The organism is Paraburkholderia sp. EB58 (genome assembly GCF_050436665.1).
In the GTDB taxonomy this organism is placed as follows: domain Bacteria; phylum Pseudomonadota; class Gammaproteobacteria; order Burkholderiales; family Burkholderiaceae; genus Paraburkholderia.
In genome coordinates, this window is the sequence record NZ_JBNDMQ010000006.1 from 267,302 (window position 1) to 288,569 (window position 21,268).

Sequence of the window (21,268 nt, forward strand, 5' to 3'; positions counted from 1 at the left end):
CGCGGCACCCGTATAATAAGCACCCCATGAATCTATTCCGAGCCCTGCTGACGGTCAGCGGCTTCACGCTGCTGTCTCGCGTGACCGGACTGGCCCGCGAAACGCTGATCGCCCGCGCGTTCGGCGCCAGCCAATTCACCGACGCTTTCTACGTCGCCTTTCGCATTCCCAACCTGCTGCGCCGCATTTCTGCTGAAGGTGCGTTTTCGCAGGCGTTCGTGCCGATTCTTGCCGAGTTCAAGAATCAGCAAGGGCATGACGCAACCAAGGCGCTTGTCGACGCAACTTCGACCGTGCTCGCCTGGGCGCTGGCCATCCTGTCGCTGATCGGCGTGGTGGGGGCCTCGGGCGTGGTGTACGTGGTGGCATCCGGGCTGGCGCATGACGGCCAGGCGTATCCGCTCGCCGTCACGATGACGCGCATCATGTTTCCGTACATCGTGTTCATCTCGCTGACGTCGCTGGCGTCGGGCGTTCTGAATACTTACAAGAACTTTTCACTGCCCGCCTTCGCACCAGTGCTGCTGAACGTGGCATTCATCATCGCGGCCGTGTTCGTCGCGCCGCATATGAAGACGCCGGTCTACGCGCTCGCCTGGGCCGTGATCGTCGGCGGCGTGCTGCAGTTCCTCGTGCAGTTGCCCGGCCTCAAGAAGATCGACATGGTGCCGCGCATTGGCTGGAACCCGGTGCGCGCGCTCGCGCATCGCGGCGTCAAGCGGGTGCTGTCGAAGATGGTGCCGGCCATGTTCGCGGTGTCCGTGGCGCAGATCAGCCTGATCATCAATACCAACATCGCGTCGCGCATCGGGCCGGGCGCCGTGTCATGGATCAACTACGCCGACCGGCTGATGGAGTTTCCCACCGCGCTGCTGGGCGTCGCGCTCGGCACGATCCTGCTGCCGAGCCTCTCCAAGGCTCACGTCGATGCCGATCCGCACGAGTATTCGTCGCTGCTCGACTGGGGTCTGCGGGTCACGTTTCTGCTGGCGGCGCCGAGCGCGGTCGCGCTGTTTTTCTTCGCCGAGCCGCTTACGGCAACGCTGTTCCACTACGGCAAATTCGACAGCCACTCGGTCGTGATGGTCGGCCGCGCGCTGGCGGCGTACGGTGTCGGCTTGATCGGGCTCATCCTCATCAAGATCCTCGCGCCGGGCTTCTATGCGAAGCAGGATATCAAGACGCCGGTGAAGATCGGCGTCGGTGTGCTGGTCGTCACGCAGTTGAGTAATTTTGTCTTCGTGCCGATCTTTGCGCATGCCGGATTGACCTTGAGCGTCGGGCTTGGCGCCTGCATGAACGCGCTCTTGTTGTTCATTGGCTTGCGCCGGCGCGGCATCTATATGCCGTCGAGCGGCTGGCTGGTTTTCTTTGTGCAGATGATCGGTGCGTGCCTCGTACTCGCGGGTGTGATGCACTGGTTTGCTATCAGCTTCGACTGGATCGGCTTGCACGCTCAGCCGCTCGCGCGCATCGTATTGCTCGCGGTGTGCCTCGTTCTGTTCGCTGCGTTATATTTCGGTATGCTCTGGCTGATGGGCTTCAAGTACGCGTATTTCAGAAGGCGAGTGAAGTGATCACGACGACGCGGGTTCTCGACTATTTCGGCACGCTGGTCGCAGAAGACGACAGTCTGCCCCTCACGGAGGCGGCGCTGTCGCTTGCACAGGACGCCTACCCCGACCTCGATCTGCAAGGCACGCTGGCCGAGATCGACGAACTGGTGGTGCGCCTGCAGCGCCGCATGCCGGCCGACGCCGACATCAAGCAGAAAGTCGGCATCCTGAATCGCTTTTTCTTTCGCGAGCTGGGCTTCGGCAGCAACCTCAACGACTATTACGACCCCGACAACAGCCATCTGAATGTCGTCCTCAAACGACGCCGTGGCATTCCCATTTCGCTCGCGGTGCTGTACCTGGAGATGGCCGAGCAGATCGGTGTCCCGGTGCGCGGCGTGTCGTTTCCGGGGCACTTTCTGCTGCGTGTGACGACACCCGACGGCGACGTGATGCTCGATCCGACCACGGGGCACTCGCTGTCCGAGTCGGAGATGGTCGAGATGCTCGAGCCTTATGTGGCGTCGGCGGGCGAGTCGGTCAGCCGCGCCTTGCGGATGCTGCTGCAGCCGGCCACGCGCCGCGAGATCATCGCACGGATGCTGGGCAACCTGAAGTCGACCTATCTTCAGACGGAACGCTGGCAGCGCTTGCTGGCCGTTCAGCAACGTCTCGTGATTCTGTTGCCGGAGAACATCGAGGAAATACGCGATCGCGGTTTCGCGTACGCGAGGCTGGATTATTTGCGCCCGGCGCTCGAAGATCTCGAGCGCTACCTCGGAGATAGGCCCGATGCCGATGATGCGACCGTCGTCGAGTCGCAGTTGCATGAATTGCGGCAGCGCACGCAGCATAACGATCGCGATTGAGGCAGGGGCGCCCACCGTATTGCGCCACGGCATTGTTTGACGGCGAGGCGCCTGTGGTCCAGCTAGAGCCGTAGCGGTAGCCTCAGTCACTCACTCATTTCATACAAAAGCCCCAAACAACAACGCCTGCGATGCGCATCGAGCGCGCCGCAGGCGTTTTCATTCATGCGATGGTTGCATCGCACCGGGCAAACCGCGTTACTTCGGCTGCATCCGGATCGCACCATCCAGGCGGATTACTTCGCCGTTGAGCATCGGGTTGTCGAAGATCTGCTTGGCGAGCATGGCGTACTCCGTCGGCTTGCCGAGGCGCGGCGGAAACGGCACCATCGCGCCGAGCGCGTCCTGCACTTCCTGTGGCATGCCGAGCAGCATCGGCGTTTCGAAGATGCCCGGTGCGATCGTCATCACACGGATGGCGTTGCGCGACAGGTCGCGCGCGATCGGCAATGTCATACCGACCACGCCGCTCTTCGATGCCGCATACGCCGCCTGGCCAATCTGGCCGTCGAATGCCGCGACCGATGCCGTGTTGATGATCACACCACGTTCGCCCAGCGCATTCGGCTCATTTTTCGCCATTGCCGCAGCGGCGAGGCGGATCATGTTGAAGGTGCCGATCAGATTGATCGAGATAGTCCGCGTGAACGACTCGAGCGGATGCGGGCCGTCCTTGCCGACGGTCTTGATGGCCGGCGCCACGCCCGCACAGTTGATCAGGCCGCGCAGCGTGCCGAGCTTGGTGGCGGCTTCGACGGCCTGGGTAGCGTCTTCCTCGCGGCTGACATCGCATTTGACGAACACGCCGCCCAACTCCTGGGCGAGCGCCACGCCGGCGTCCTGATTGAGGTCGGCCACCACGATCTTGCCGCCTTCTGCGGCGAACAGGCGCGCAGTTGCAGCGCCGAGACCGGATGCACCGCCGGTGATCAGGAACACATTGTCACGAATCTCCATGTCTTCTCCTTTGCTTCAGTTCGGTAATCGTCACGATCGAATATCTTTTCGATGGTCGATTGTAACGGCTGTGCTGCAGCGCGGAAAGCGAAAGGGAAGGGTATCTGCACCGGCATGGTGCGACAGGCGTGCGCCTGATTTGCTTCGGATAACTGAGCAAATCAGGCCGCGGCGAAATTAAAAAACCCGCCCCATTCGGGCGGGTCTTCGCGAAGCTAGCCGGCGTGCCGTCTGATTAACCTGCAGCAGCGTCAGCCGACGCGCCATCGGTCATCCACGTCAACGCACTTATTTCAGCGCGTCGAACACGCGTGCGCGGATTTCGTCGACGCTGCCGAGGCCGGAAATAGCGCGGTACTGGGGCGCTTTCAGGCTGCTCGATGCATCGCCGTTCTTTGCCCACGTGGTGTAGTACTCGATCAACGGTTTGGTTTGCGCAACGTACACATCGAGGCGCTTCTTGACCGTTTCTTCCTTGTCGTCGACGCGCTGGATCAGCGGTTCACCCGTGACGTCGTCGACATTCTCGACCTTCGGTGGGTTGAACTTGACGTGATATGTACGGCCCGATGCAGCATGGACGCGGCGGCCGCTCATACGCACGATGATCTCGTCGAACGGCACGTCGATTTCCAGCACGTAGTCGATTGCGACGCCGGCCTGCTTCATGGCTTCTGCTTGCGGCAGCGTGCGCGGAAAACCATCGAACAGATAGCCATTCGCGCAATCGCATTCCTTCAGGCGTTCCTTGACAAGATTGATGATCAGCCCGTCCGGCACCAGTTCGCCGGCATCCATGAAACGCTTTGCTTCAACGCCGAGCGGCGAGCCAGCCTTGACGGCCGCACGCAGCATGTCGCCGGTGGAAATTTGCGGAATGTCGAACTTCTCTTTGATGAAGGTCGCCTGAGTGCCCTTGCCCGCTCCGGGAGCACCCAACAGGATCAAACGCATGTGATATCTCCAGATCTATGTGAATTCTTTCGCGGCGCTTGAAGGACATCTGCGCGTTGGGTTCAGGGGGCCTGCATCGAACTGGCCGCAATACGCCTCGCGCTGCACGTCTCAGACGACGGCGCTGCAAGGGGGATAGCGGGACGACCGGGCAAACCCTGACGAACGATCATTGCAGATGGTGCGCACAGCCGTTTGATTATGCCATGGGTTTTTACGCTGACGGACCGAATAACGACCTTACGCGGGCGAGATCGGCGGGGGTGTCGACGCCCGGCAGCGGCGCCTCGTCAGTGACGAGCACGGCAATCCGTTCACCGTGCCACATCGCGCGCAGTTGCTCGAGCGCCTCGACCTGTTCGATCGGAGAGTGCGTGAGAGCGGGGTAAGAGCGCAGAAACTTTGCACGATATGCATACAGTCCGATATGCCGGTAGACCGTTGCCGGAGCAGGCGGCGCGGGCATCGAGGCGATATCCGGCCAATGCGGTTGGTACGCGTCGCGAGCCCACGGAATCGGTGCACGGGAGAAGTACAGCGCGACCCCACGGGCGTCGAGGACGACCTTGACGACGTTCGGGTTGAAGATCTCGGCGGGGTCGGTGATCGGGTGGGCGGCGGTCGCAATGGCGCAGCCGGGACTTGCTGCAAGGTGCGACGCAACGCCGCACACCAGCGCCGGATCGATCAGCGGTTCGTCGCCCTGCACGTTGACCACGATCGTGTCGTCGCTCCAGCCGAAATGCGCCGCCACTTCGGCGAGACGGTCGGTACCCGACGGATGATCGGCACGCGTGAGGATGGCTTCGATGCCGTGTTCGCAGGCGACGTCGAGGACCGATTGCGCATCCGATGCAATCAGCACCTGCTGCGCGCCCGAGGCGAGCGCGCGTTCTGCGACACGCACCACCATTGGCTTGCCGCCGATGTCAGCCAGCGGCTTGTTGGGCAGACGGGTCGAGGCGAGCCGTGCCGGAACGACGGCGATGAAGGGCGGAGCAGCGGGGGTGGTGGCTTGGGTCATCGGAAGGGCGGTGGCTAGACCGGAACAGGGGCGCGGAATAGGAGATGAAGCAGGACATGAAGCAGGACATGAAGTAGGCCGTTCAGCACGACCCAAAACACGACCTGAAACTTAACGCGAAAGAGGGCGCACGGGAACGACGCGCGCCGGCGAAAACGACCAGGGCGGTGGGCTCGCCTCGCAGGCAGGTTGCCGTGAGGGGCTGCGGCTTTACGCGCCGGACGCCGGATGGCCGGCCCCCGGATTCACCGGCTCGACCGGCGTGCCTTCGACCGTTTGACGGGCTTCGTCCACCAGCATGACGGGGATGCCGTCACGGATCGGATACGCCAGCTTGTCTGCGTTACAGATGAGCTCCTGCGCCGGACGATCGTAGCTGAGCGGGCCCTTGCAGATCGGGCAGACGAGAATTTCAAGCAGGCGAGCGTCCACGGAGTTTCTCCACAACTATTTCAATGAGGCGATGATCGAGCGCGGCTTCAACCGGGACAACCCAGATCCGCGCATCGTGCCAGGCCCCCAATTTTACCGCATCCTTTTCGGTGATCAGGATCGCATCGGCATCGACATCCGCGAATGGATTGCTGCTGAACGCGTAGTGATCCGGCAGCGCGCGGGTGGCGGGCGTCAGACCCGCCGCACGCAGCGTCGCGAAAAAGCGTTCCGGCGCGCCGATGCCGGCCGCGGCCAGCACGCGATCGCCGCTGAACTGGGCGAGCGGACGGCGCAGCGCCGGATTGCCGAGATGCCACGCGTCGCCGGGCGTGAGGGTGAGCGCGAAGGTGTTCGGCCAGGGCGGCAGCGTGCGTTCGTACGGGCTGTTGACCAGCGTCGCATCGCGGCGGCGCGACAGCGGTTCGCGCAGCGGACCGGCCGGCAGCAGGAAGCCATTGCCGCCCAGGCGGTGGTCGAACACCACGATTTCGGCGTCGCGGGCGAGCCGGTAATGCTGCAAGCCGTCGTCGCTGACAATGACATCGACCTCGCGATGCGCGGCGCGCAGCGCCTGCGCGGCAGCCACGCGATCCGGGCAGACCCAGACCGGCGCGCCAGTGCGGCCGGCGATCAGCAACGGCTCGTCGCCGCCGTCCTGCGGTGCCGAAGCGGCGGTGACCGCTGTCGGCCGGCGCACGCGCGCGCCGTAGCCGCGCGATACGACGCCCGGATGGAAGCCGGCGCCGCGCAGCGCTTCGACGAGCGCGATCACGGTGGGCGTCTTGCCAGTCCCGCCGACCGTCACATTGCCGACCACCACCACCGGTACGCCGACGCTCACGCGCTTGAGCCAGCCGAGCGCAAAGGCGGCGCGCCGCGCGGCGGCGATCGTGGCGAACACGCAGGCGAACGGCAGCAGTGCCCATGCAAGCGGGCCGCGTTGTTGCCACTCGCGCGCGAGGCGCGTTTCGATCTGGGCTTTGACGTCGCTCATTGGGCCGGCGCGGGTTTGCGCTGCAACTGGGGCACCGATTCAGATGACGTGATGCACGGGGCAAGTACCAACGCGTTTCTCCAGGCGAAACCAACGGGACAGGGCGAGCGTCGCAGCGGCGGCGCGGCGGCGGGCAATGCAGCAGGCCACACACGAAGTGGGTAGCCCACAGCAGACAAAACTCAGCGGATAAAACACTGCACGCCCCGGCGAGCAGACAAAAGCGCATGGCTCATGATGCCCTTTAAACCCGGCACTCTAGCGCGCGGGTGTCCTAAGCGGCAAGTCATGAGGGTTGCACCCAGGTGCCCGGCGGCGGCAACAGAGGTCTCAGCAGCCTGTGGATAACTTTGTGGAGAACCTAGCATCGGCGAGGCGCGGAAGGCCATTCTGTGCGGGTCTTGTCGGCATACATTGGTATTAGTGAGATATAAAATCTATATAAATCAATAACTTGATTCGGCATTATTGGGCTCCGCACGCACCTTGACAGCGGTTCGAAAGATTCTCATGATATGTGGACACTTTTAACAATTCGTACGACGCGCTGGACGTGGATGGCCGCTCGGTCTATCGTCTGTCCGGCCTGTTATCCCTATTCCTCGCATGAACTCCGAAAGTCCTTTTTCGTCCTCCACCACCTCGGGCGGCGACGTCGTCGTGCCGGTGTCGACGCTCAATCGCGCCATTGGCACGATGCTCGAACGCTCCTTTCCGCTCGTCTGGGTGGCGGGCGAAGTGTCGAATTTCACACGCGCGGCGAGCGGCCACTGGTATTTCTCGATCAAGGACGCGCAGGCGCAGATGCGTTGCGTGATGTTCCGCGGCCGCGCGCAGTACGCCGAGTTCACGCCGCGCGAAGGCGACCGGATTGAAGTGCGGGCGCTCGTCACGATGTACGAGCCGCGTGGTGAGCTGCAGCTCAATGTCGAAGCGGTGCGCCGCACGGGGCAAGGGCGGCTTTACGAAGCGTTCCTGAAACTCAAGGCGCAACTGGAAGCGGAGGGGCTCTTCGCCGCGGAGCGCAAGCGGCCGTTGCCGGCTCATCCGCGGTCAATCGGAATCGTCACATCATTGCAGGCAGCGGCGTTGCGCGACGTGCTGACTACGCTGCAACGGCGTGCCCCGCATATTCCGGTGATCGTCTATCCGGCGCCGGTGCAGGGTGTGGGCGTGAGTGCGAAACTCGCGGCGATGGTCGAGATGGCGAATGCGCGGCGCGAGATCGATGTGCTGATCGTGTGCCGCGGCGGCGGTTCGATCGAAGACCTGTGGGCCTTCAACGAAGAAGTGCTGGCGCGAGCGATTGCTGAAAGCCGGGTGCCGGTGGTGAGCGGTGTCGGTCACGAAACCGATTTCACGATCGCCGATTTCGCCGCCGACGTGCGTGCGCCGACGCCCACTGGTGCGGCCGAGCTTGTCAGCCCGCAACGCGCGTTGTTGCTGCGCGATCTCGATCACCGTCACGCGACGCTCGCACGCGGCTTTGGCCGCATGATGGAGCGGCGCGCGCAACAACTCGACTGGCTCGCGCGCCGGCTTGTCTCACCGTCCGAGCGGCTCGCGCGGCAACGCACGCATCTGCAGCAACTGAGCGTGCGTCTCGCGTCTGCGGGTGCGCGTCCGGCGCGCGATGCCCGAGCGCGATTTTCGCTGCTGCAGATGCGCTGGGAACGGTGGCGTCCGGATCTCGCAGCACATCGTACCGCCGTGAACACGCTTGCGCAGCGTCTGGACGCTGCGGTGCTGCGCCAGCATGAACGCCAGAGCGCGCGCGTGACGACGCTTGCCGCGCGCCTCGAAGTGCTGAGTCCGCAGCGCACGCTCGAGCGCGGCTATGCCGCTTTGCTCGACGCGCACAATGGCCGTGCGGTGCGTGCGCCGGCGTCGCTGAAGCCCGGACGGCATCTGACCGTGCATCTAGCCGAAGGCGCCGCGGATATCACGCTGGCCGATGTGCAGGCACGTCTGGCGGACGGCTTCTAAAGGCGCGATGCGGGCTCGATGCGGGCGTACATTTGACCGTGATAATGACGTCGCGGCAGCACTAATTACGTCATTTGAGCGACGTTTTTGCAGATGCCTGACATAAAGTCCGTTGGTTTGCGGGGTTATTCCAAGTCGCCTACAATCGAGTGCTCTACAGCGTTATCCTCAGACTGACCCCCCACAACAGATAGAAGGAAAGCACCATGGAACATACGCTCCCGCCGCTGCCGTTCGCAAAAAACGCACTCGCTCCGAACATGTCGGAAGAGACGCTTGAGTATCACTACGGCAAGCACCACCAGACCTATGTGACTAACCTGAACAATCTGATCAAGGGCACGGAGTTCGAGAACCTGTCGCTTGAAGAGATCGTCAAGAAGGCATCGGGCGGCATCTTCAACAATGCTGCTCAAGTGTGGAACCACACGTTCTTCTGGAACAGCCTGTCGCCGCAAGGCGGCGGTGCACCGAAGGGCGCGCTCGCCGACGCAATCAACGCGAAGTGGGGTTCCTACGACAAGTTCAAGGAAGAGTTTGCAAAGACCGCAGTCGGCACGTTCGGCTCGGGCTGGGCATGGCTCGTGAAGAAGGCAGATGGTTCGCTCGACCTCGTGTCGACCAGCAACGCTGCAACGCCGCTGACCACGGACGCGAAGGCACTGCTGACGATCGACGTGTGGGAACACGCGTACTACATCGACTATCGCAACGCCCGTCCGAAGTTCGTTGAAGCTTACTGGAACATCGTGAACTGGGACTTTGCTGCGAAGAATTTCGCGTAAGGTTTCAGGCGGCGCCGCATGAGCGGATAGGATGCACGTTCCGTATTATGCTGCGCTGTTATCGCAAAACTAGTTGCGACCGGTAGTGACAATGAGAGCCCTCCAACGCGAGGGCTTTCTGCTTTTTGGGCGTTGCCGTTGCCCCTCTCGCCAGTCTTCCTTCCCAGGTTTTCCTCGTCTTCTCCCCGCCGGCCGACTTAGCTGCGCCTAACGCGTTTGTGCCCTTGTTTCGCCGCTTTTTGCGCGTCGCGCGCTGCCGTCACACAGCCGTACTGCCATGTGCATTCTGCAATCTCTTCATGAAAATAATGCAATGGCGTTATGGCGTCAGTTGCCTTCAAATTGGCACGCTCATTCTATTTTTCGACCCTGGCCGGCGCTATTGCCGGACCCGGCACGCAGGACCTGAGAGAACGATTGCGCACACCGCTTGGGGGCGGCGTGCAGGAGACAGCGACCGCCTGGTATCACAGCAAGGCAATCAAGTCCGCAGCAAGCGGCTATCAAAAAGAGGAGACATGTATGCGTTTGATCAGTCAAGGTATTTGCGGGGCCACACTGGCGCTTGTCGCAGGTAGTGCGGCGGCGGCCGATTCGACCGTGACGTGGTACGGCGTGGCCGACACCTTCATCCAGTACCTCGACAACGGCGGCAATCATTCGTTTTCCGAACGAAGTGGCGGCGCCACGGGATCGCAGTTCGGGCTCAAGGGCAATGAGGATCTGGGAGGAGGCCTCGCTGCACAGTTCGACGTCGAAACGGGCTTCAACATCAACAACGGCACCTTGTTCGCCGATACGACTTCGCTGTTCTATCGGCAAGCCTGGGTGGGGCTGAACCATTCGACGTACGGCTCGCTGTCGATGGGCCGTCAATACGAGCCGAGTTTTCGTGTGGTGTATCCCGCCGATCCGTTCCGCGCGAACGAGGTGCTTTCGCCATTCTCGGCGGCCGTGCTCACTGTCGACAAGAAAACGCTTTCCACGCAGTACGACTCCGGCCGCGCCAGCAACTCGATTCTCTACCAGTCACCGAACATGGGTGGTCTGCAGCTTTACGGCATGTACGCGTTCGCGTCTACCGTGACCCAGCCGGTGCCCGCGACCACCGGCAATATGCTGAACCTGGGGGCGAGTTATACGGGCTACGGCCTGTATGCTGGCCTTGCCTACGTCAATCAGCATCCGGGGCAGGAAACTATCGCAGGCCTGCCGACCGCGCTGAGCCTGCTCGGGACCGAACACTTTATCGGGGCGCTCGCATACCGCGTGGGGATCGTGAATTTCCAGTTCAACTATTCGTATAACCGTGCACAGGATCCGTCTGCCCGGTCGCTGGCGGCGGTGCTTGGGACGGCACACTCGCTTAGCATCGCCGAACTGGGCGCGACGATCCAGGCAACGGCAGCGGATACGATCGAGATCGCGGGTATTCAGCGCAATGTGCGCGGCGCACATGACAACGCGCCGGGTATCCAGATCGGCGCCGATCACGCGATCTCAAAGCGCACGAGCTTCTATGTCCGCGCGGGCTACATCAAGAACAACGGCAGCGCGACGGTGAGCTGGCCAGGCGTGACGGTGAGCGAGCCTGGCACCAAGCAGGTCTTGGCGACGGTGGGCATGACGCATCGGTTCTGAGCGGCGGCGTTGCGGCAAAGCCCGGTCCGCTTGAGGGGAGTGCACGTAGTTCCGTCGTGCACTCTCGTGCCGTGTGCGCCAGCACGCTGGATTACTCCGCGTCCGACGTTGCCGCCGTCTTGCGCGGCCGACGACTGCGCGTTGTGGATTTACGCGCGGTCTTGCGCGCAGCCGGTTCTTCCGCTGCAGGCTGAGCCGGCGCTTCCTGCGTCACCTCGCTAGCGGGCACGGCTTCGGCCGCTGCCTCGACCGTCGACGTGGCGGTCTTCCTGGTCTTCTTGGCCGCCGTCTTGCGGCTGCCACGCCCCGTGCGGCGTGTCTCCTGCTTCTCCTGCGTTTCCTGATTGCTGGTCGACTCTTCTTCAGGCGCGGGTTCCGGGTCGAACGTGAACATCGCGCGTTCCGCTACGACTTCCTCTTGCTCTTCAACGGACTCGTCGTACGCGAACGGCGATCGGCCGCCGTGATTGCGCTGAACGTTCGGCTCGTTGGCCAGCGTCTCCGGTTCGTCGGCCAGTGCCTCCTGCTCGTTGTGGCTAGCTGCCGGTTCTGCGCGTGCCGGCTCGGCCGGCAATTCGCGTCCGGTCTTGCGGTTGCCGCGGCCGCGACGTCGTGCGTCATGCTGGCGGCCCGATTCCACCGGCTGGGCCGGTTCCGCCACCAAGCTCTCCGGCGTCTGCTCCGCTGCTTCGCTCACCGTCTCGCTGACCGTCGTAGCAATAGCGGCCGTGCTGCGATATACGTACGCGCCTGATTTCTCGTCGCGGCCGAATTCAAGCAAGCCGCGCGCTTGCGCTTCCTCGAGCAGATTGCCGAACGCACGAAAGCCGTAATAGGTTTCGTTGAAGTCGGGCTTGCGCCGTTTGATGGCATTTTTCAGCACCGAGGCCCAGATCTTGCCGCTGTCGCCGCGCTCCGATGCGAGCGCATCGAAGGTCTGGACGGCGATTTCCACTGCTTTGGTCCGGCGCGATTCCAGGTCTTCCTTCGGGCGCTTTTCTTCATTCGGTGCGCGTTTGGCGGCGGCCGTGGGCTGTTGCGCCGGACGTGCGGTCTCGCGTTTCACGACGGTCCGCTGACTCTCGCGTACCAGGTCGTCGTAGAAAATGAATTCGTCGCAGTTGGCGATCAGCAGGTCAGAGGTGGATTGCTGAACGCCGACGCCAATCACCTGTTTGGCGTTTTCACGCAACTTGGAAACCAGCGGCGAGAAGTCGGAGTCGCCGCTGATAATGACAAAGGTGTTGACGTGCGATTTGGTGTAGCAGAGATCGAGCGCGTCGACGACCAGACGGATGTCAGCCGAATTTTTGCCTGACTGGCGCACGTGCGGGATTTCGATCAGCTCGAAGTTGGCCTCGTGCATCGTGCCCTTGAAGCTCTTGTAGCGCTCCCAGTCACAGTACGCTTTCTTGACGACAATACTGCCTTTGAGCAGCAGCCGCTCGAGGACCAGCTTGATGTCGAATTTCTCGAACTTCGCATCGCGCACGCCAAGGGCGACGTTTTCGAAGTCGCAGAACAGCGCCATGCTGATGGTTTCGTTGGCTGACGCCATGTATTTCTCCAATGAGGCAACCGTCAAACTGGACGGATCGCGACCATGATAGCGACTCCTGCGAGCGGTTAACAGCTTTGTGTGCACGGCGCGTTCCCGGTCCATGCGTCGGCACATGCCCTTCACTGTGAATTGATGGGCGTCCGCGCTCATGCTTTTCACGGGGTTTTCGATGATGGGGAGTTCATAGCGGCGCCATCCCATGCCGTATCTTCGCGCCAATACATCGTCGCGGATCGAAGTAAACGTGCCGATTTCGTAATTCATTTCTGACTTTTGGCCGCTTACAACTACTCCCAGCGCCGGAATCGAAGAATTCGGCGCCATACATGCAAGCGGAGCAAAGCGCGCCCGCAGACCTCGCCTCGCGCGACGGGCCAGCGGTGTTATCGAGTAGGCAGGACAAGCGGGAGACAGGTTCACATGAATCAACCAGAAGCGATCAACGTCGCGGGTGGCGGCGCGGGTATCGAGGTCGAGAGTCGGTCGATCGACTACATCCCCGAGACCGAGCGGCACGCACGCCTCGGCAGCCAGGGGCCGTTCTGGTTCCTCGGCAATTTCCATTTCTTCACGATTTCGATCGGCTTCGTCGGGCCGGGCATGGGGTTGTCGGCCGGGTGGACCACGTTGGCGGGCGCGCTGGGGATCATGTTCGGCACGATCTTCATGGCCTTTCACGGCTCGCAGGGCCCGGAGATGGGACTGCCGCAGATGATCCAGTCGCGCGCGCAGTTCGGCTATCGCGGCGTCATTCTTGCGTTGCTGGCCACGCTGTTCGTCTTCGTGGGGTTTAACGTCGTCAACGTTTCGCTGATTACCGACGGCCTCAAGCATGTGTTCGGCCTCGATGCGACGCTGGCCGCCGTGGTGGCGATCCTCGCCGGCGCGCTACTGTCGATCTACGGGCACGATCTGATGCACAAGGCCTTCAAGTGGGCGTTGATCGTGACGTTGCCGCTTTACGCAATCGTGACGCTGGCGCTGATGTTCGGCGTCGGCCACAGTGCACCGGTCGCTTCGGCGGCAGCTCCGGCGCCGGCGCTCGGCTTCAACTGGATCGCCTTCGCGACGCAGTTCGCCATCGGCGCAAGCTACAACATCTCGTATGCGCCGTACGTGTCCGACTACTCCCGTTACCTGCCGAAGCACACCAGCCGCCGCAAGCTGATCACCGCGATCTTCCTTGGCGCGTCGCTCTCGGGGACGTGGATGATCGGCCTCGGCGCCTGGCTCGCGCAGCAACTGAAGGCCGAGGATGCACTGGTTGCCTTGAACCAGGTGGGTTCGTCGATGCTGCCTGGTTTGGGCCACGTGATCGTGATGGTGTCGGTGGCGGGCTTTCTGCCGATCATCGCGCTCAACACCTACAGCGCGATGTTGACGCTGCTGACCGGTGTCGATTCGATCCGCAAGGTCAAACCGACGCGCGGCGCGCGAGTCATGTCGATCATGGCGATCAGCGCGGTCGTGCTGGTCTGCGTGCTGGCGATCAAGGGCAACGGTATCGCGCTGCTCAACACGTTCCTCGTCCTGATGCTGTACTTCCTCGTTCCTTGGACGGCGGTCAATCTGGTCGACTACTTTTTCGTGCGCAAAGGCCGTTACGCGATTCCGCATTTCTTTACGCCCAAGGGCATCTACGGTGCGTGGCAGATGCGTGGGATTGCAGCCTATGTCGTGGGGTTTGCTGCGATGATCCCGTTTTTCTACGTGTACGACGCCGAGGCGCAGAAAGAGGTCTTCGTGGGCTACTTCGCGCGGCTGCTGGGTGGTGTGGATATCGCGTGGCTGGTGGGGCTGATTGTGTCGGGTGGCGTCTACGGGCTGCTGAGCCGCTCGCTCGACCTGCAAGCCGAAGAAAAAATCATTCGGAGTATGAAGGAAGGCGATTTCGCTGCAATCGCACAACGGGTGCAAGACGAGAGGTGAGGGACGCAGGGCGCCGCCGGGCCCGGTCCCACAGGCTGCATGTGGCGGCGCCACCCACTCACATCATATTGCGTCTCGCATCAACACCCGCCGCTTCGCGGGTCAGCAACACATCGTCGATCAGGCCATAGGTCTTCGCATCGGCCGCCGACATGAAGTTGTCGCGATCGGTGTCCTTGACGATTTCCTCGACGCTGCGCCCGGTATGTTCCGCCATCATCGCGTTCAGGCGCTCGCGCTGGTACAGGACCTCGCGCGCCTGGATCTCTACATCGGCGGCGGTGCCCTGGCTGCCGCCCGAGGGCTGGTGAATCATGATCCGCGCATTCGGTAATGCGTAGCGTTTGCCGCGCTGGCCTGCGGTCAGCAGAAACGTCCCCATGCTGGCGGCAAAGCCCGTGCAGAGCGTCGACACTTCCGGTTTGATGAACTGCATGGTGTCGTAGATCGCGAGGCCGTCGTAGACCGAGCCGCCCGGCGAGTTAATATAAAAAGAAATGTCCTTGTCGGGATTCTCGGATTCGAGAAACAGCAACTGCGCGACGATCAGGCTCGCGGACTGCTCGTTCACCGGGCCGACCAGAAACACGATGCGTTCACGCAGCAGCCGCGAATAGATGTCGTAGGCGCGCTCGCCGCGCCCGGACTGTTCGATGACGGTGGGTACGAGGCCGAGGCCGGAGAATGAAGGGTAACTGGAGTGCATGCGCGCCTCGTTTGATGTTGGATGAGTGGACAACCCGGCGCTGTCGCTGCAGGCGCGAGTGTCTGTCCACATGACGAAAGCGCGCGTCGCGGTGTGACAGAAAAATTTTTGCGCCGGCCTGTCACATCGGGCGGTGTTCAAACGTCTACACACAGAGGATGCGGGTTGCGGCGCCTGTCTCGATCGTGGCAAGCGCGGCGTTCTTCACGTTTCTGGGAGCATCACGAATGACGGAACAGGGAATCGACAAGGCATCCGCCTTCGAGGCCGCCCGCGCGAGACTCGTTGCGCTGGCGTACCGCATGCTGGGCAGCCGCGCGGAAGCCGAAGACGTGGTGCAGGACGTCTGGCTCAAATGGCATCTCGCCGACACCCGCGAAGTGCGCACGCCGGTGGCATGGCTGACCACGATCACGGCGCGCCTCGCCATCGACCGGCTGCGTCATCTGCAACTGGAGCGCAATTCGCTCTCCGCCGGCTGGTTGCCGGAGCCGTGGCTCGACGAACTGGCGCCGTCGGCGGAAGAGCTGGCGCTGCGTTCCGCGGAGATGTCGTACGGACTGATGCTGCTGCTCGAGCGCCTCAAGCCCGATGAACGGGCGGCCTTCGTGTTGCACGAAGCCTTCGATTGCGACTACGCGGAGATTGCCCGGATCCTCGAACGCACACCTGCCGCTTGCCGGCAGATCGTGCACCGCGCGAAAACGCGTTTGCAACGCGAGGGCGCGCCGTTACAGCGGCCCGATCCGGTGGCGCATGCACGGCTCGTGGAACGTCTGCGCGCGGCGCTGGAGACGCAGGATCGGGCGGGGTTGCTGAGTCTCTTTAGCGACGCGCTGGAGATTGTCAGCGACACGCCAGTACGCGCGAATGAACCGGTGGTGGCAGCGGCGGCCTGGGTGGAGACGGCGACGTCGCTGGTCGGCGAGGCAACGTACGCGGCCAACGCGGCCAACGCCACGCACGCCGAACTTCTTTCGATCGACGGCGCGGTGGGCATCGCGTTGCTGAAGGAGGGAGAAATCGCCGCGCTGCTCGACGTGTCGACGAGAGGTGGCCAGATCGTGGCGTTGCGCATCGTTACGCGTGCCGCCCATCTGCAGGCCGCGCGGAGCCGCTTCGGTTTACCCGCCGTCGTGCGTCTGTTAAGCGCAATCCGTTTCTGCAACCGCACGCGGCTCGCGCGACGCACCTCAGTTACGGTGTGCGGCGACTTCCCAGTTGATGTCGACGCATAGCACCTGCATGCCATGCGGCGTCTGCGCCGCAATCGATGCGGTCACGCACAGGTGCGCCTCGTTGATCGACAGATAGGGCGGTGTCACATGCACCTGGCCCGGCGTGCGCATGGCTCCGATGAAATACGGCCGACGCTCCCAACTCGCCCCTTCCGAATGCAGCAACGGGCGAAACCGCTTGGCGCGTTGCGACGCGCGTCCGGGCGGCAGCACGTTGTCGCCGATCTGCCGGCCGGAGCCGTCCAGTACGAAACAGCGTGCCGTTTCGCCAAGCGAGAGCAGCGGCGCGGTGGCGTGGGCGACCGACTCGCCAGCCATCAGTTGCGCGCTGGCGGTCTCGAGCGCCTTCACATAGGGAGCGAGCCGGGTGGCCTGTGTGCGTTCGCGCGCAGCGACGCGCTCGCGCAGCGCGGCTGACAACGCATCCATCAAACCCGCGGCCGCTTGCGGCTTCACCGGCTCCACGCTCGGTCCGGCGAAATACGCACCCTGCACGAAATCCACGTTGCATTCGAGTGCGATCAGCGCGTCGCGCTCGGTCGACAGGCCGCCCATCAGCACCAGTTGCCCTGACTCGTGCAGCAGCGAGACGAGTCCGGGCAGTACGCGTTCGATATGCGAGTGCTCGCTCGCCTGCGCCAGAATGCAGCGGTCGAGCGTGACGATATCGGGCCGCAGGTTCCAGACCCGGTCGATGTTCGAATGCTTGGCGCCGAAACCGTCCAGCGCGATCAGGAAGCCCGATTTGCGCAGCGCGTCGACGATCTCCGCAAAGCGCGTGGTTTCGCCGCCCGCCTGCTCCGATACCTCCAGAACCACCCGTTGCGGCGGCAAACCAAGCGCCTTCAGCCCGGCGAGCAGGGCGTCGCCGTAGCTGGTGTCCATCAGTGCCGCGGGATGCAGGCTCAGGAAAAGCCATTCGTCGTGGCTGTCGAACGCATTGAAGTTGCCCAGATGCAGCGATTCCGCAAGCCGCCCGAGTTCCAGCAGGTCGCCGCGCCGTGCGGCCTGGGTGAACACCTCGTGCGACGGCACCTGCAGAGCATGTTCGTCATGGGCACGCAGCGAGGCGTGATAACCGATCGCGCGCCGGTGTGAAACGGAAAACACCGGCTGAAACACGCTGAACACCGTGTAGCCGCCGTACAGGACGGTGCGCCGGGAGCCTTCGTCGCCCGCCATCGGGCGCGGTGGCTGGAAGCCGGGAGGATCGAGTTCGATCATGCTCATCATGTGTCAGTCTTTTGAAGGGTGGCGTAGTAGCTGGCACGCATAAGCGCAAGTTTACAGGATAGACGAGCAAGAACCGTGCGCGCGCCGGAATCGTGCTTCGCGCGTTGTCAACCGCTCATTGTGCGCCGGGATGCGCGCTGCGGCCACGCGGCGCACAGACGTGGTGCGCCGTGCGCCCTGTTGCGGGTCGGACGGGCGGTGCGGCAGGGGTGCTGGGATTTCTGAACAGTGCTGTAGCGACTTATACCAGCTGCAGGTTTCAGGTCCGTTCGGATGGATCGGTTTTCTTCGCCGTGGTGCGGATATCCGCCGACAGTTGCGCGAAGATCCACGCCGAGCAGGCCGTGATGATCCCAACGCACAGGAAGGTCGCATGGAATGCGGGCAGCGAATTGGCTTCCGTCACCTTGTGGATCAGCCCGGTGAAGGTCGTCAGCAAAGCGCCTGCAACGGTGACGCCGAGGCTCATCGAGAGCATCTGCACCAGCGAAAACAGGCTGTTGCCGCTGCTCGCGCCGCCCGTGCCGAGATCTTTCAGCGTGAGCGTGTTCATTGCGGTGAACTGCATCGAGTTCACGCCGCCGAAGAACGCGAGTTGCACGAGCCGCAGCCAGAGCGGCTGGCCCGCACTCGTCAGTGAGAAGCTGGCCATGGCGAGGCCGACCAGCACCGTGTTGGTCACCAGCACGCTGCGATAGCCGTATTTCGTGATCAACCTGGTCGCCAGACGTTTGGAGGTCATGCCGGCCGCGGCCACCGGCAGCATCATCAGTCCGGCTTCGAAGGCGCTGTATCCGAGGCTCACCTGCAGCAGCAGCGGAATCAGATAGGGCATCGCGCCGCTGCCGATGCGCGCGAACAGATTGCCGAGCAGACCGACGCTAAACGTATTGATCTTGAACAGATCGAGCGAGAACAGCGGGTGCGGCTCGCGCACCGCGTGCAGTCCATACGCGACGAAGCAGGCGAGACTCAGAATCAGCAGCACGAGCACGGTGGCTTGCTGGATGCCGAGCTCAGTGCGGCCGTCGAGCGCAAATGAGATCGCCACCATGCCTATCACCAGCAACACATAGCCTTTGAGGTCGAACCTCGCCGTGTCGGGGTCGCGGCTGTCCCGCATGAAGATGAAGGTCGCAATGCAGCCGATGATGCCCACCGGCACGTTGATCAGAAAGATCCAGTGCCACGAGGCGATCTTGACGAGCCAGCCGCCGAGCGTTGGGCCGATCAGCGGTCCGATCAGGCCAGGAATGGCGACGAACGCCAGGGCGGGCAGATAACGTTCGGCTGGGAAGGTCCGCAGGACGGCGAGTCGCCCGACCGGCAGCAGCATGGCTCCGCCCACACCCTGCATTACGCGATACAGCACTAGCTGGGTGAGCGTGTGCGAGTTTGCGCACAGCAGCGAGCCGATTGTGAACACCAGGATCGCGCTGAAGAACACCTTGCGCGTGCCGAGTTTATCCGCGAGCCAGCCGGACACTGGAATCATCACCGCCATCGTCAGCGAGTAGGCAATCACCACCGATTGCATGCGAAGCGGCAGTTCGCCGAGACTCGTCGCCATCGCCGGCAGCGCCGTATTGACGATGGTCGAGTCGAGCGTCTGCATGAAAAAGCCGGTGGCGACGATCCACAGCATCACGGTGAGTGAGCGTGCAGTGGGCTGGGCGGTGGTGGAGGCGGGTGTTGATGCGTCGGTCGGCGGATTGGACATGGAGGGCGGCTGCTCACGCGCACCGGACGGGCTGGGGAGTCCACATTCTAGGGAAATCCCCGTGGCTGTGCAGTGTGGTTTTCACGCCCAAGGCTTGCCTTGCGTTGTGCGACGTCGCGCGTTGGCTTGTGAGAGCGAGCGGTGTACCGGCGATGTTGCGCTGACAGGGCTCTCACGGGGCGAGCTTCGCCGCCGCCTCGAAGAACGCCTGTGCTCGCGGATCGCCGGCATACGCGACGTTGATGCGGATCCACGGGCTGACTTCGGCGTTAGGCCGGAAATAGCTGCCCGGTGCGACAGTGACGCCGAGCGGTACCCCGCATTCGACGAGCCGCGCCGAGTCCTCGATATGCGGCACGCGCGCCCACACGAACTTGCCGCCGAGCGGCGTTTCGAACACCTCCCAGCCGCTCGCTTCGAGTGCCTGGACGGTCGCACCGAGGGCATCGCGCATGCGCCGGCGCAGCCGCTCCAGGTACTTGCGGTAGGTGCCGCGCTCGAGCATGGCCACGGCAACGGCTTCTGCAAAGCGCGATCCGCCGATGCTCGTCAGCATCTTGATGTCGGCCAGATCCTTGATGGTCGCGTGGTCGGCGACCACGATGCCGATCCGCAGAGACGACGACAGCGTCTTCGACAAACCGCCGACATAGATCACGTGTTCGAGCTGGTCGAGGGTCGCAAGGCGGTCGGTGAGCTCGGTCTGGAAGTCGGCATAGATGTCGTCTTCGATGATCTTGAAGTTGTGTTCGCGGGCGAGTTGCAGCAGCCGGAACGCGACGGGCGGCGAGACGATCGTGCCGGTCGGGTTGTGAAACGGCGTGTTGATGAAGAACAGCTTCGGCCGGTGCAGGCGCAATTGAGCCTGCAGCACTTCGAGATCCGGGCCGTTGCGGGTCCGTGGAATGCCCACCAGCTTCACGCCGTGCAGCTTCAGGAGACCAAACAGGTTGTAGTAGCCGGGATCTTCGACAAACATCGTGTCGCCCGCTTTGAGCATGTAGCGCATCAGCAGGTCGAGCCCCTGGCTCGCGCCATTGGTGATGAGGATCTGCGATGCGTCGGCCTCGATGCCGAGTTGCGCGAGGCGGCTTTGCAGGTGTTCGCGCAGGATCGGGTTGCCGTACGGCGTCGTATAGTCGACAAGGCTCGCGGGGTCCGCCCGCGACACGTGGCGGATTGCTTGACCGAGGCCGTCCATGTCGCGCCATGCTTCCGGGATAAAGCCGCTGCCGAGCTTGAGCGTCTCTCCAGGGTGGTTGAACTGCTGCAGGATGTGGACCGCTTCTTCTTCGGCCCGGCGCGGGTCCGAAGTGCCTTGAGCACCGTTCAGGCTGCGATGCCGCTCGGCAACGAAAAATCCCGAGCCGTGGCGCGAATCGAGGTAGCCGAGCGAGACCAGCCGGTCGTACGCCTCGATCACCGGGAAGCGGCTCACACCGTAGTCGGCGGAGAACTGGCGGATCGACGGCAGCTTGGCGCCCGGATGGGCAGCGCGCGAGCGGATCCAGGAGGTCACGCCGGTGACGATCTGCTCGGTCAACGGCACGCCGTTTTCGCGGTTGAGTTCGATATCGAGTTTCATGAGGTCTCCGCCTAAAAGGCCTGCCAACCGCGCCTCTGGGCTACGCCTGGGAATCGCGGTGCGGGCAACTGTCAGGTTTTTCGACTGCACAGTTT

At 62.9% G+C, this 21,268-nt stretch carries 17 protein-coding genes; 7 read left to right on the plus strand and 10 right to left on the minus strand.

What is annotated here, in order from left to right:
- The first annotated feature begins 26 nt into the window (after positions 1-26).
- Together murJ and P3T40_RS11805 are read left to right on the plus strand one after the other, a co-directional pair.
- Complete coding sequence (murJ, locus tag P3T40_RS11800; RefSeq protein WP_429267863.1) at positions 27-1,577, plus strand: murein biosynthesis integral membrane protein MurJ; 1,551 nt, start codon at positions 27-29, stop codon at positions 1,575-1,577.
- A complete protein-coding gene (locus P3T40_RS11805) occupies positions 1,574-2,425 on the plus strand; it encodes a SirB1 family protein (RefSeq protein WP_429267864.1) in 852 nt (283 codons plus the stop codon). Before murJ ends, P3T40_RS11805 begins: the two co-directional genes overlap by 4 nt.
- 198 nt (positions 2,426-2,623) lie before the next feature.
- On the opposite strand, the gene P3T40_RS11810 is transcribed toward P3T40_RS11805, so the two are convergent.
- The 5 genes from P3T40_RS11810 to lpxK all read right to left on the minus strand — a co-directional run bounded on the left by P3T40_RS11810 (position 2,624) and on the right by lpxK (position 6,789).
- Positions 2,624-3,382, minus strand: a complete 759-nt coding sequence (locus P3T40_RS11810; RefSeq protein WP_429267865.1) for a 3-hydroxyacyl-CoA dehydrogenase — start codon at positions 3,380-3,382, stop codon at positions 2,624-2,626.
- A gap of 288 nt (positions 3,383-3,670) precedes the next feature.
- On the minus strand, positions 3,671-4,336 hold the full coding sequence (gene adk / locus P3T40_RS11815; RefSeq protein WP_429267866.1) for an adenylate kinase: 666 nt from the start codon (positions 4,334-4,336) through the stop codon (positions 3,671-3,673).
- A gap of 214 nt (positions 4,337-4,550) precedes the next feature.
- On the minus strand, positions 4,551-5,360 hold the full coding sequence (kdsB, locus tag P3T40_RS11820) for a 3-deoxy-manno-octulosonate cytidylyltransferase (RefSeq protein WP_429267867.1): 810 nt from the start codon (positions 5,358-5,360) through the stop codon (positions 4,551-4,553).
- Between the two features lie 210 nt (positions 5,361-5,570).
- Positions 5,571-5,792 carry a Trm112 family protein gene (locus P3T40_RS11825; protein ID WP_429267868.1) on the minus strand — a complete coding sequence of 74 codons (222 nt, stop codon included), beginning with the start codon at positions 5,790-5,792 and terminating at the stop codon, positions 5,571-5,573.
- Positions 5,773-6,789 (minus strand): tetraacyldisaccharide 4'-kinase, encoded by a 1,017-nt coding sequence (gene lpxK, locus P3T40_RS11830; protein ID WP_429267869.1) that lies wholly within the window; start codon positions 6,787-6,789, stop codon positions 5,773-5,775. The genes P3T40_RS11825 and lpxK overlap by 20 nt, the downstream gene beginning before the upstream one ends.
- A gap of 606 nt (positions 6,790-7,395) precedes the next feature.
- Between lpxK and xseA the strand changes: the two genes are divergently transcribed.
- From xseA to P3T40_RS11845, 3 genes are all read left to right on the plus strand, one after another.
- On the plus strand, positions 7,396-8,775 hold the full coding sequence (gene xseA, locus P3T40_RS11835) for an exodeoxyribonuclease VII large subunit (RefSeq protein WP_429267870.1): 1,380 nt from the start codon (positions 7,396-7,398) through the stop codon (positions 8,773-8,775).
- 206 nt (positions 8,776-8,981) lie between these two features.
- Positions 8,982-9,560 carry a superoxide dismutase [Fe] gene (sodB, locus tag P3T40_RS11840; RefSeq protein WP_429267871.1) on the plus strand — a complete coding sequence of 193 codons (579 nt, stop codon included), beginning with the start codon at positions 8,982-8,984 and terminating at the stop codon, positions 9,558-9,560.
- Positions 9,561-10,082: 522 nt separating this feature from the next.
- Positions 10,083-11,201, plus strand: a complete 1,119-nt coding sequence (locus tag P3T40_RS11845; RefSeq protein ID WP_429267872.1) for a porin — start codon at positions 10,083-10,085, stop codon at positions 11,199-11,201.
- A 91-nt stretch (positions 11,202-11,292) separates the two neighbouring features.
- Here the strand turns inward: P3T40_RS11845 and P3T40_RS11850 are convergent, their stop codons facing one another.
- Positions 11,293-12,759, minus strand: coding sequence for an NYN domain-containing protein (locus P3T40_RS11850; protein WP_429267873.1), 1,467 nt, complete (start codon positions 12,757-12,759; stop codon positions 11,293-11,295).
- Positions 12,760-13,182: 423 nt separating this feature from the next.
- On the opposite strand from P3T40_RS11850, the gene P3T40_RS11855 reads away from it, so the two are divergent.
- On the plus strand, positions 13,183-14,691 hold the full coding sequence (locus tag P3T40_RS11855; RefSeq protein WP_429267874.1) for a purine-cytosine permease family protein: 1,509 nt from the start codon (positions 13,183-13,185) through the stop codon (positions 14,689-14,691).
- Positions 14,692-14,749: 58 nt separating this feature from the next.
- Here P3T40_RS11855 and clpP read toward each other — a convergent pair whose 3' ends face one another.
- A complete protein-coding gene (gene clpP / locus P3T40_RS11860) occupies positions 14,750-15,397 on the minus strand; it encodes an ATP-dependent Clp endopeptidase proteolytic subunit ClpP (RefSeq protein ID WP_429267875.1) in 648 nt (215 codons plus the stop codon).
- 227 nt (positions 15,398-15,624) lie between these two features.
- Between clpP and P3T40_RS11865 the strand changes: the two genes are divergently transcribed.
- Positions 15,625-16,635 carry a sigma-70 family RNA polymerase sigma factor gene (locus P3T40_RS11865; RefSeq protein WP_429267876.1) on the plus strand — a complete coding sequence of 337 codons (1,011 nt, stop codon included), beginning with the start codon at positions 15,625-15,627 and terminating at the stop codon, positions 16,633-16,635.
- Here the strand turns inward: P3T40_RS11865 and P3T40_RS11870 are convergent.
- From P3T40_RS11870 to P3T40_RS11880, 3 genes are all read right to left on the minus strand, one after another.
- Positions 16,591-17,865 carry an EAL domain-containing protein gene (locus P3T40_RS11870; RefSeq protein WP_429267938.1) on the minus strand — a complete coding sequence of 425 codons (1,275 nt, stop codon included), beginning with the start codon at positions 17,863-17,865 and terminating at the stop codon, positions 16,591-16,593. The two genes, P3T40_RS11865 and P3T40_RS11870, sit on opposite strands and share 45 nt — an antisense overlap.
- A gap of 262 nt (positions 17,866-18,127) precedes the next feature.
- The gene (gene mdtD / locus P3T40_RS11875) at positions 18,128-19,588 is read right to left on the minus strand and encodes a multidrug transporter subunit MdtD (RefSeq protein WP_429267877.1); all 1,461 of its coding nucleotides are present in this window, start codon (positions 19,586-19,588) and stop codon (positions 18,128-18,130) included.
- Positions 19,589-19,760: 172 nt separating this feature from the next.
- Positions 19,761-21,173, minus strand: coding sequence for a PLP-dependent aminotransferase family protein (locus P3T40_RS11880; protein WP_429267878.1), 1,413 nt, complete (start codon positions 21,171-21,173; stop codon positions 19,761-19,763).
- Between the last annotated feature and the right edge of the window lie 95 nt (positions 21,174-21,268).

Coding starts and splice junctions, on each gene's coding strand:
- murJ (WP_429267863.1), top strand. CDS start 27: ATGAATCTATTCCGAGCCCTGCTGACGGTCAGCGGCTTCACGCTGCTG.
- P3T40_RS11810 (WP_429267865.1), bottom strand. CDS start 3,382: ATGGAGATTCGTGACAATGTGTTCCTGATCACCGGCGGTGCATCCGGT.
- adk (WP_429267866.1), bottom strand. CDS start 4,336: ATGCGTTTGATCCTGTTGGGTGCTCCCGGAGCGGGCAAGGGCACTCAG.
- kdsB (WP_429267867.1), bottom strand. CDS start 5,360: ATGACCCAAGCCACCACCCCCGCTGCTCCGCCCTTCATCGCCGTCGTT.
- lpxK (WP_429267869.1), bottom strand. CDS start 6,789: ATGAGCGACGTCAAAGCCCAGATCGAAACGCGCCTCGCGCGCGAGTGG.
- xseA (WP_429267870.1), top strand. CDS start 7,396: ATGAACTCCGAAAGTCCTTTTTCGTCCTCCACCACCTCGGGCGGCGAC.
- sodB (WP_429267871.1), top strand. CDS start 8,982: ATGGAACATACGCTCCCGCCGCTGCCGTTCGCAAAAAACGCACTCGCT.
- P3T40_RS11845 (WP_429267872.1), top strand. CDS start 10,083: ATGCGTTTGATCAGTCAAGGTATTTGCGGGGCCACACTGGCGCTTGTC.
- P3T40_RS11850 (WP_429267873.1), bottom strand. CDS start 12,759: ATGGCGTCAGCCAACGAAACCATCAGCATGGCGCTGTTCTGCGACTTC.
- P3T40_RS11855 (WP_429267874.1), top strand. CDS start 13,183: ATGAATCAACCAGAAGCGATCAACGTCGCGGGTGGCGGCGCGGGTATC.
- clpP (WP_429267875.1), bottom strand. CDS start 15,397: ATGCACTCCAGTTACCCTTCATTCTCCGGCCTCGGCCTCGTACCCACC.
- P3T40_RS11865 (WP_429267876.1), top strand. CDS start 15,625: ATGACGGAACAGGGAATCGACAAGGCATCCGCCTTCGAGGCCGCCCGC.
- P3T40_RS11870 (WP_429267938.1), bottom strand. CDS start 17,865: ATGAGCATGATCGAACTCGATCCTCCCGGCTTCCAGCCACCGCGCCCG.
- mdtD (WP_429267877.1), bottom strand. CDS start 19,588: ATGTCCAATCCGCCGACCGACGCATCAACACCCGCCTCCACCACCGCC.
- P3T40_RS11880 (WP_429267878.1), bottom strand. CDS start 21,173: ATGAAACTCGATATCGAACTCAACCGCGAAAACGGCGTGCCGTTGACC.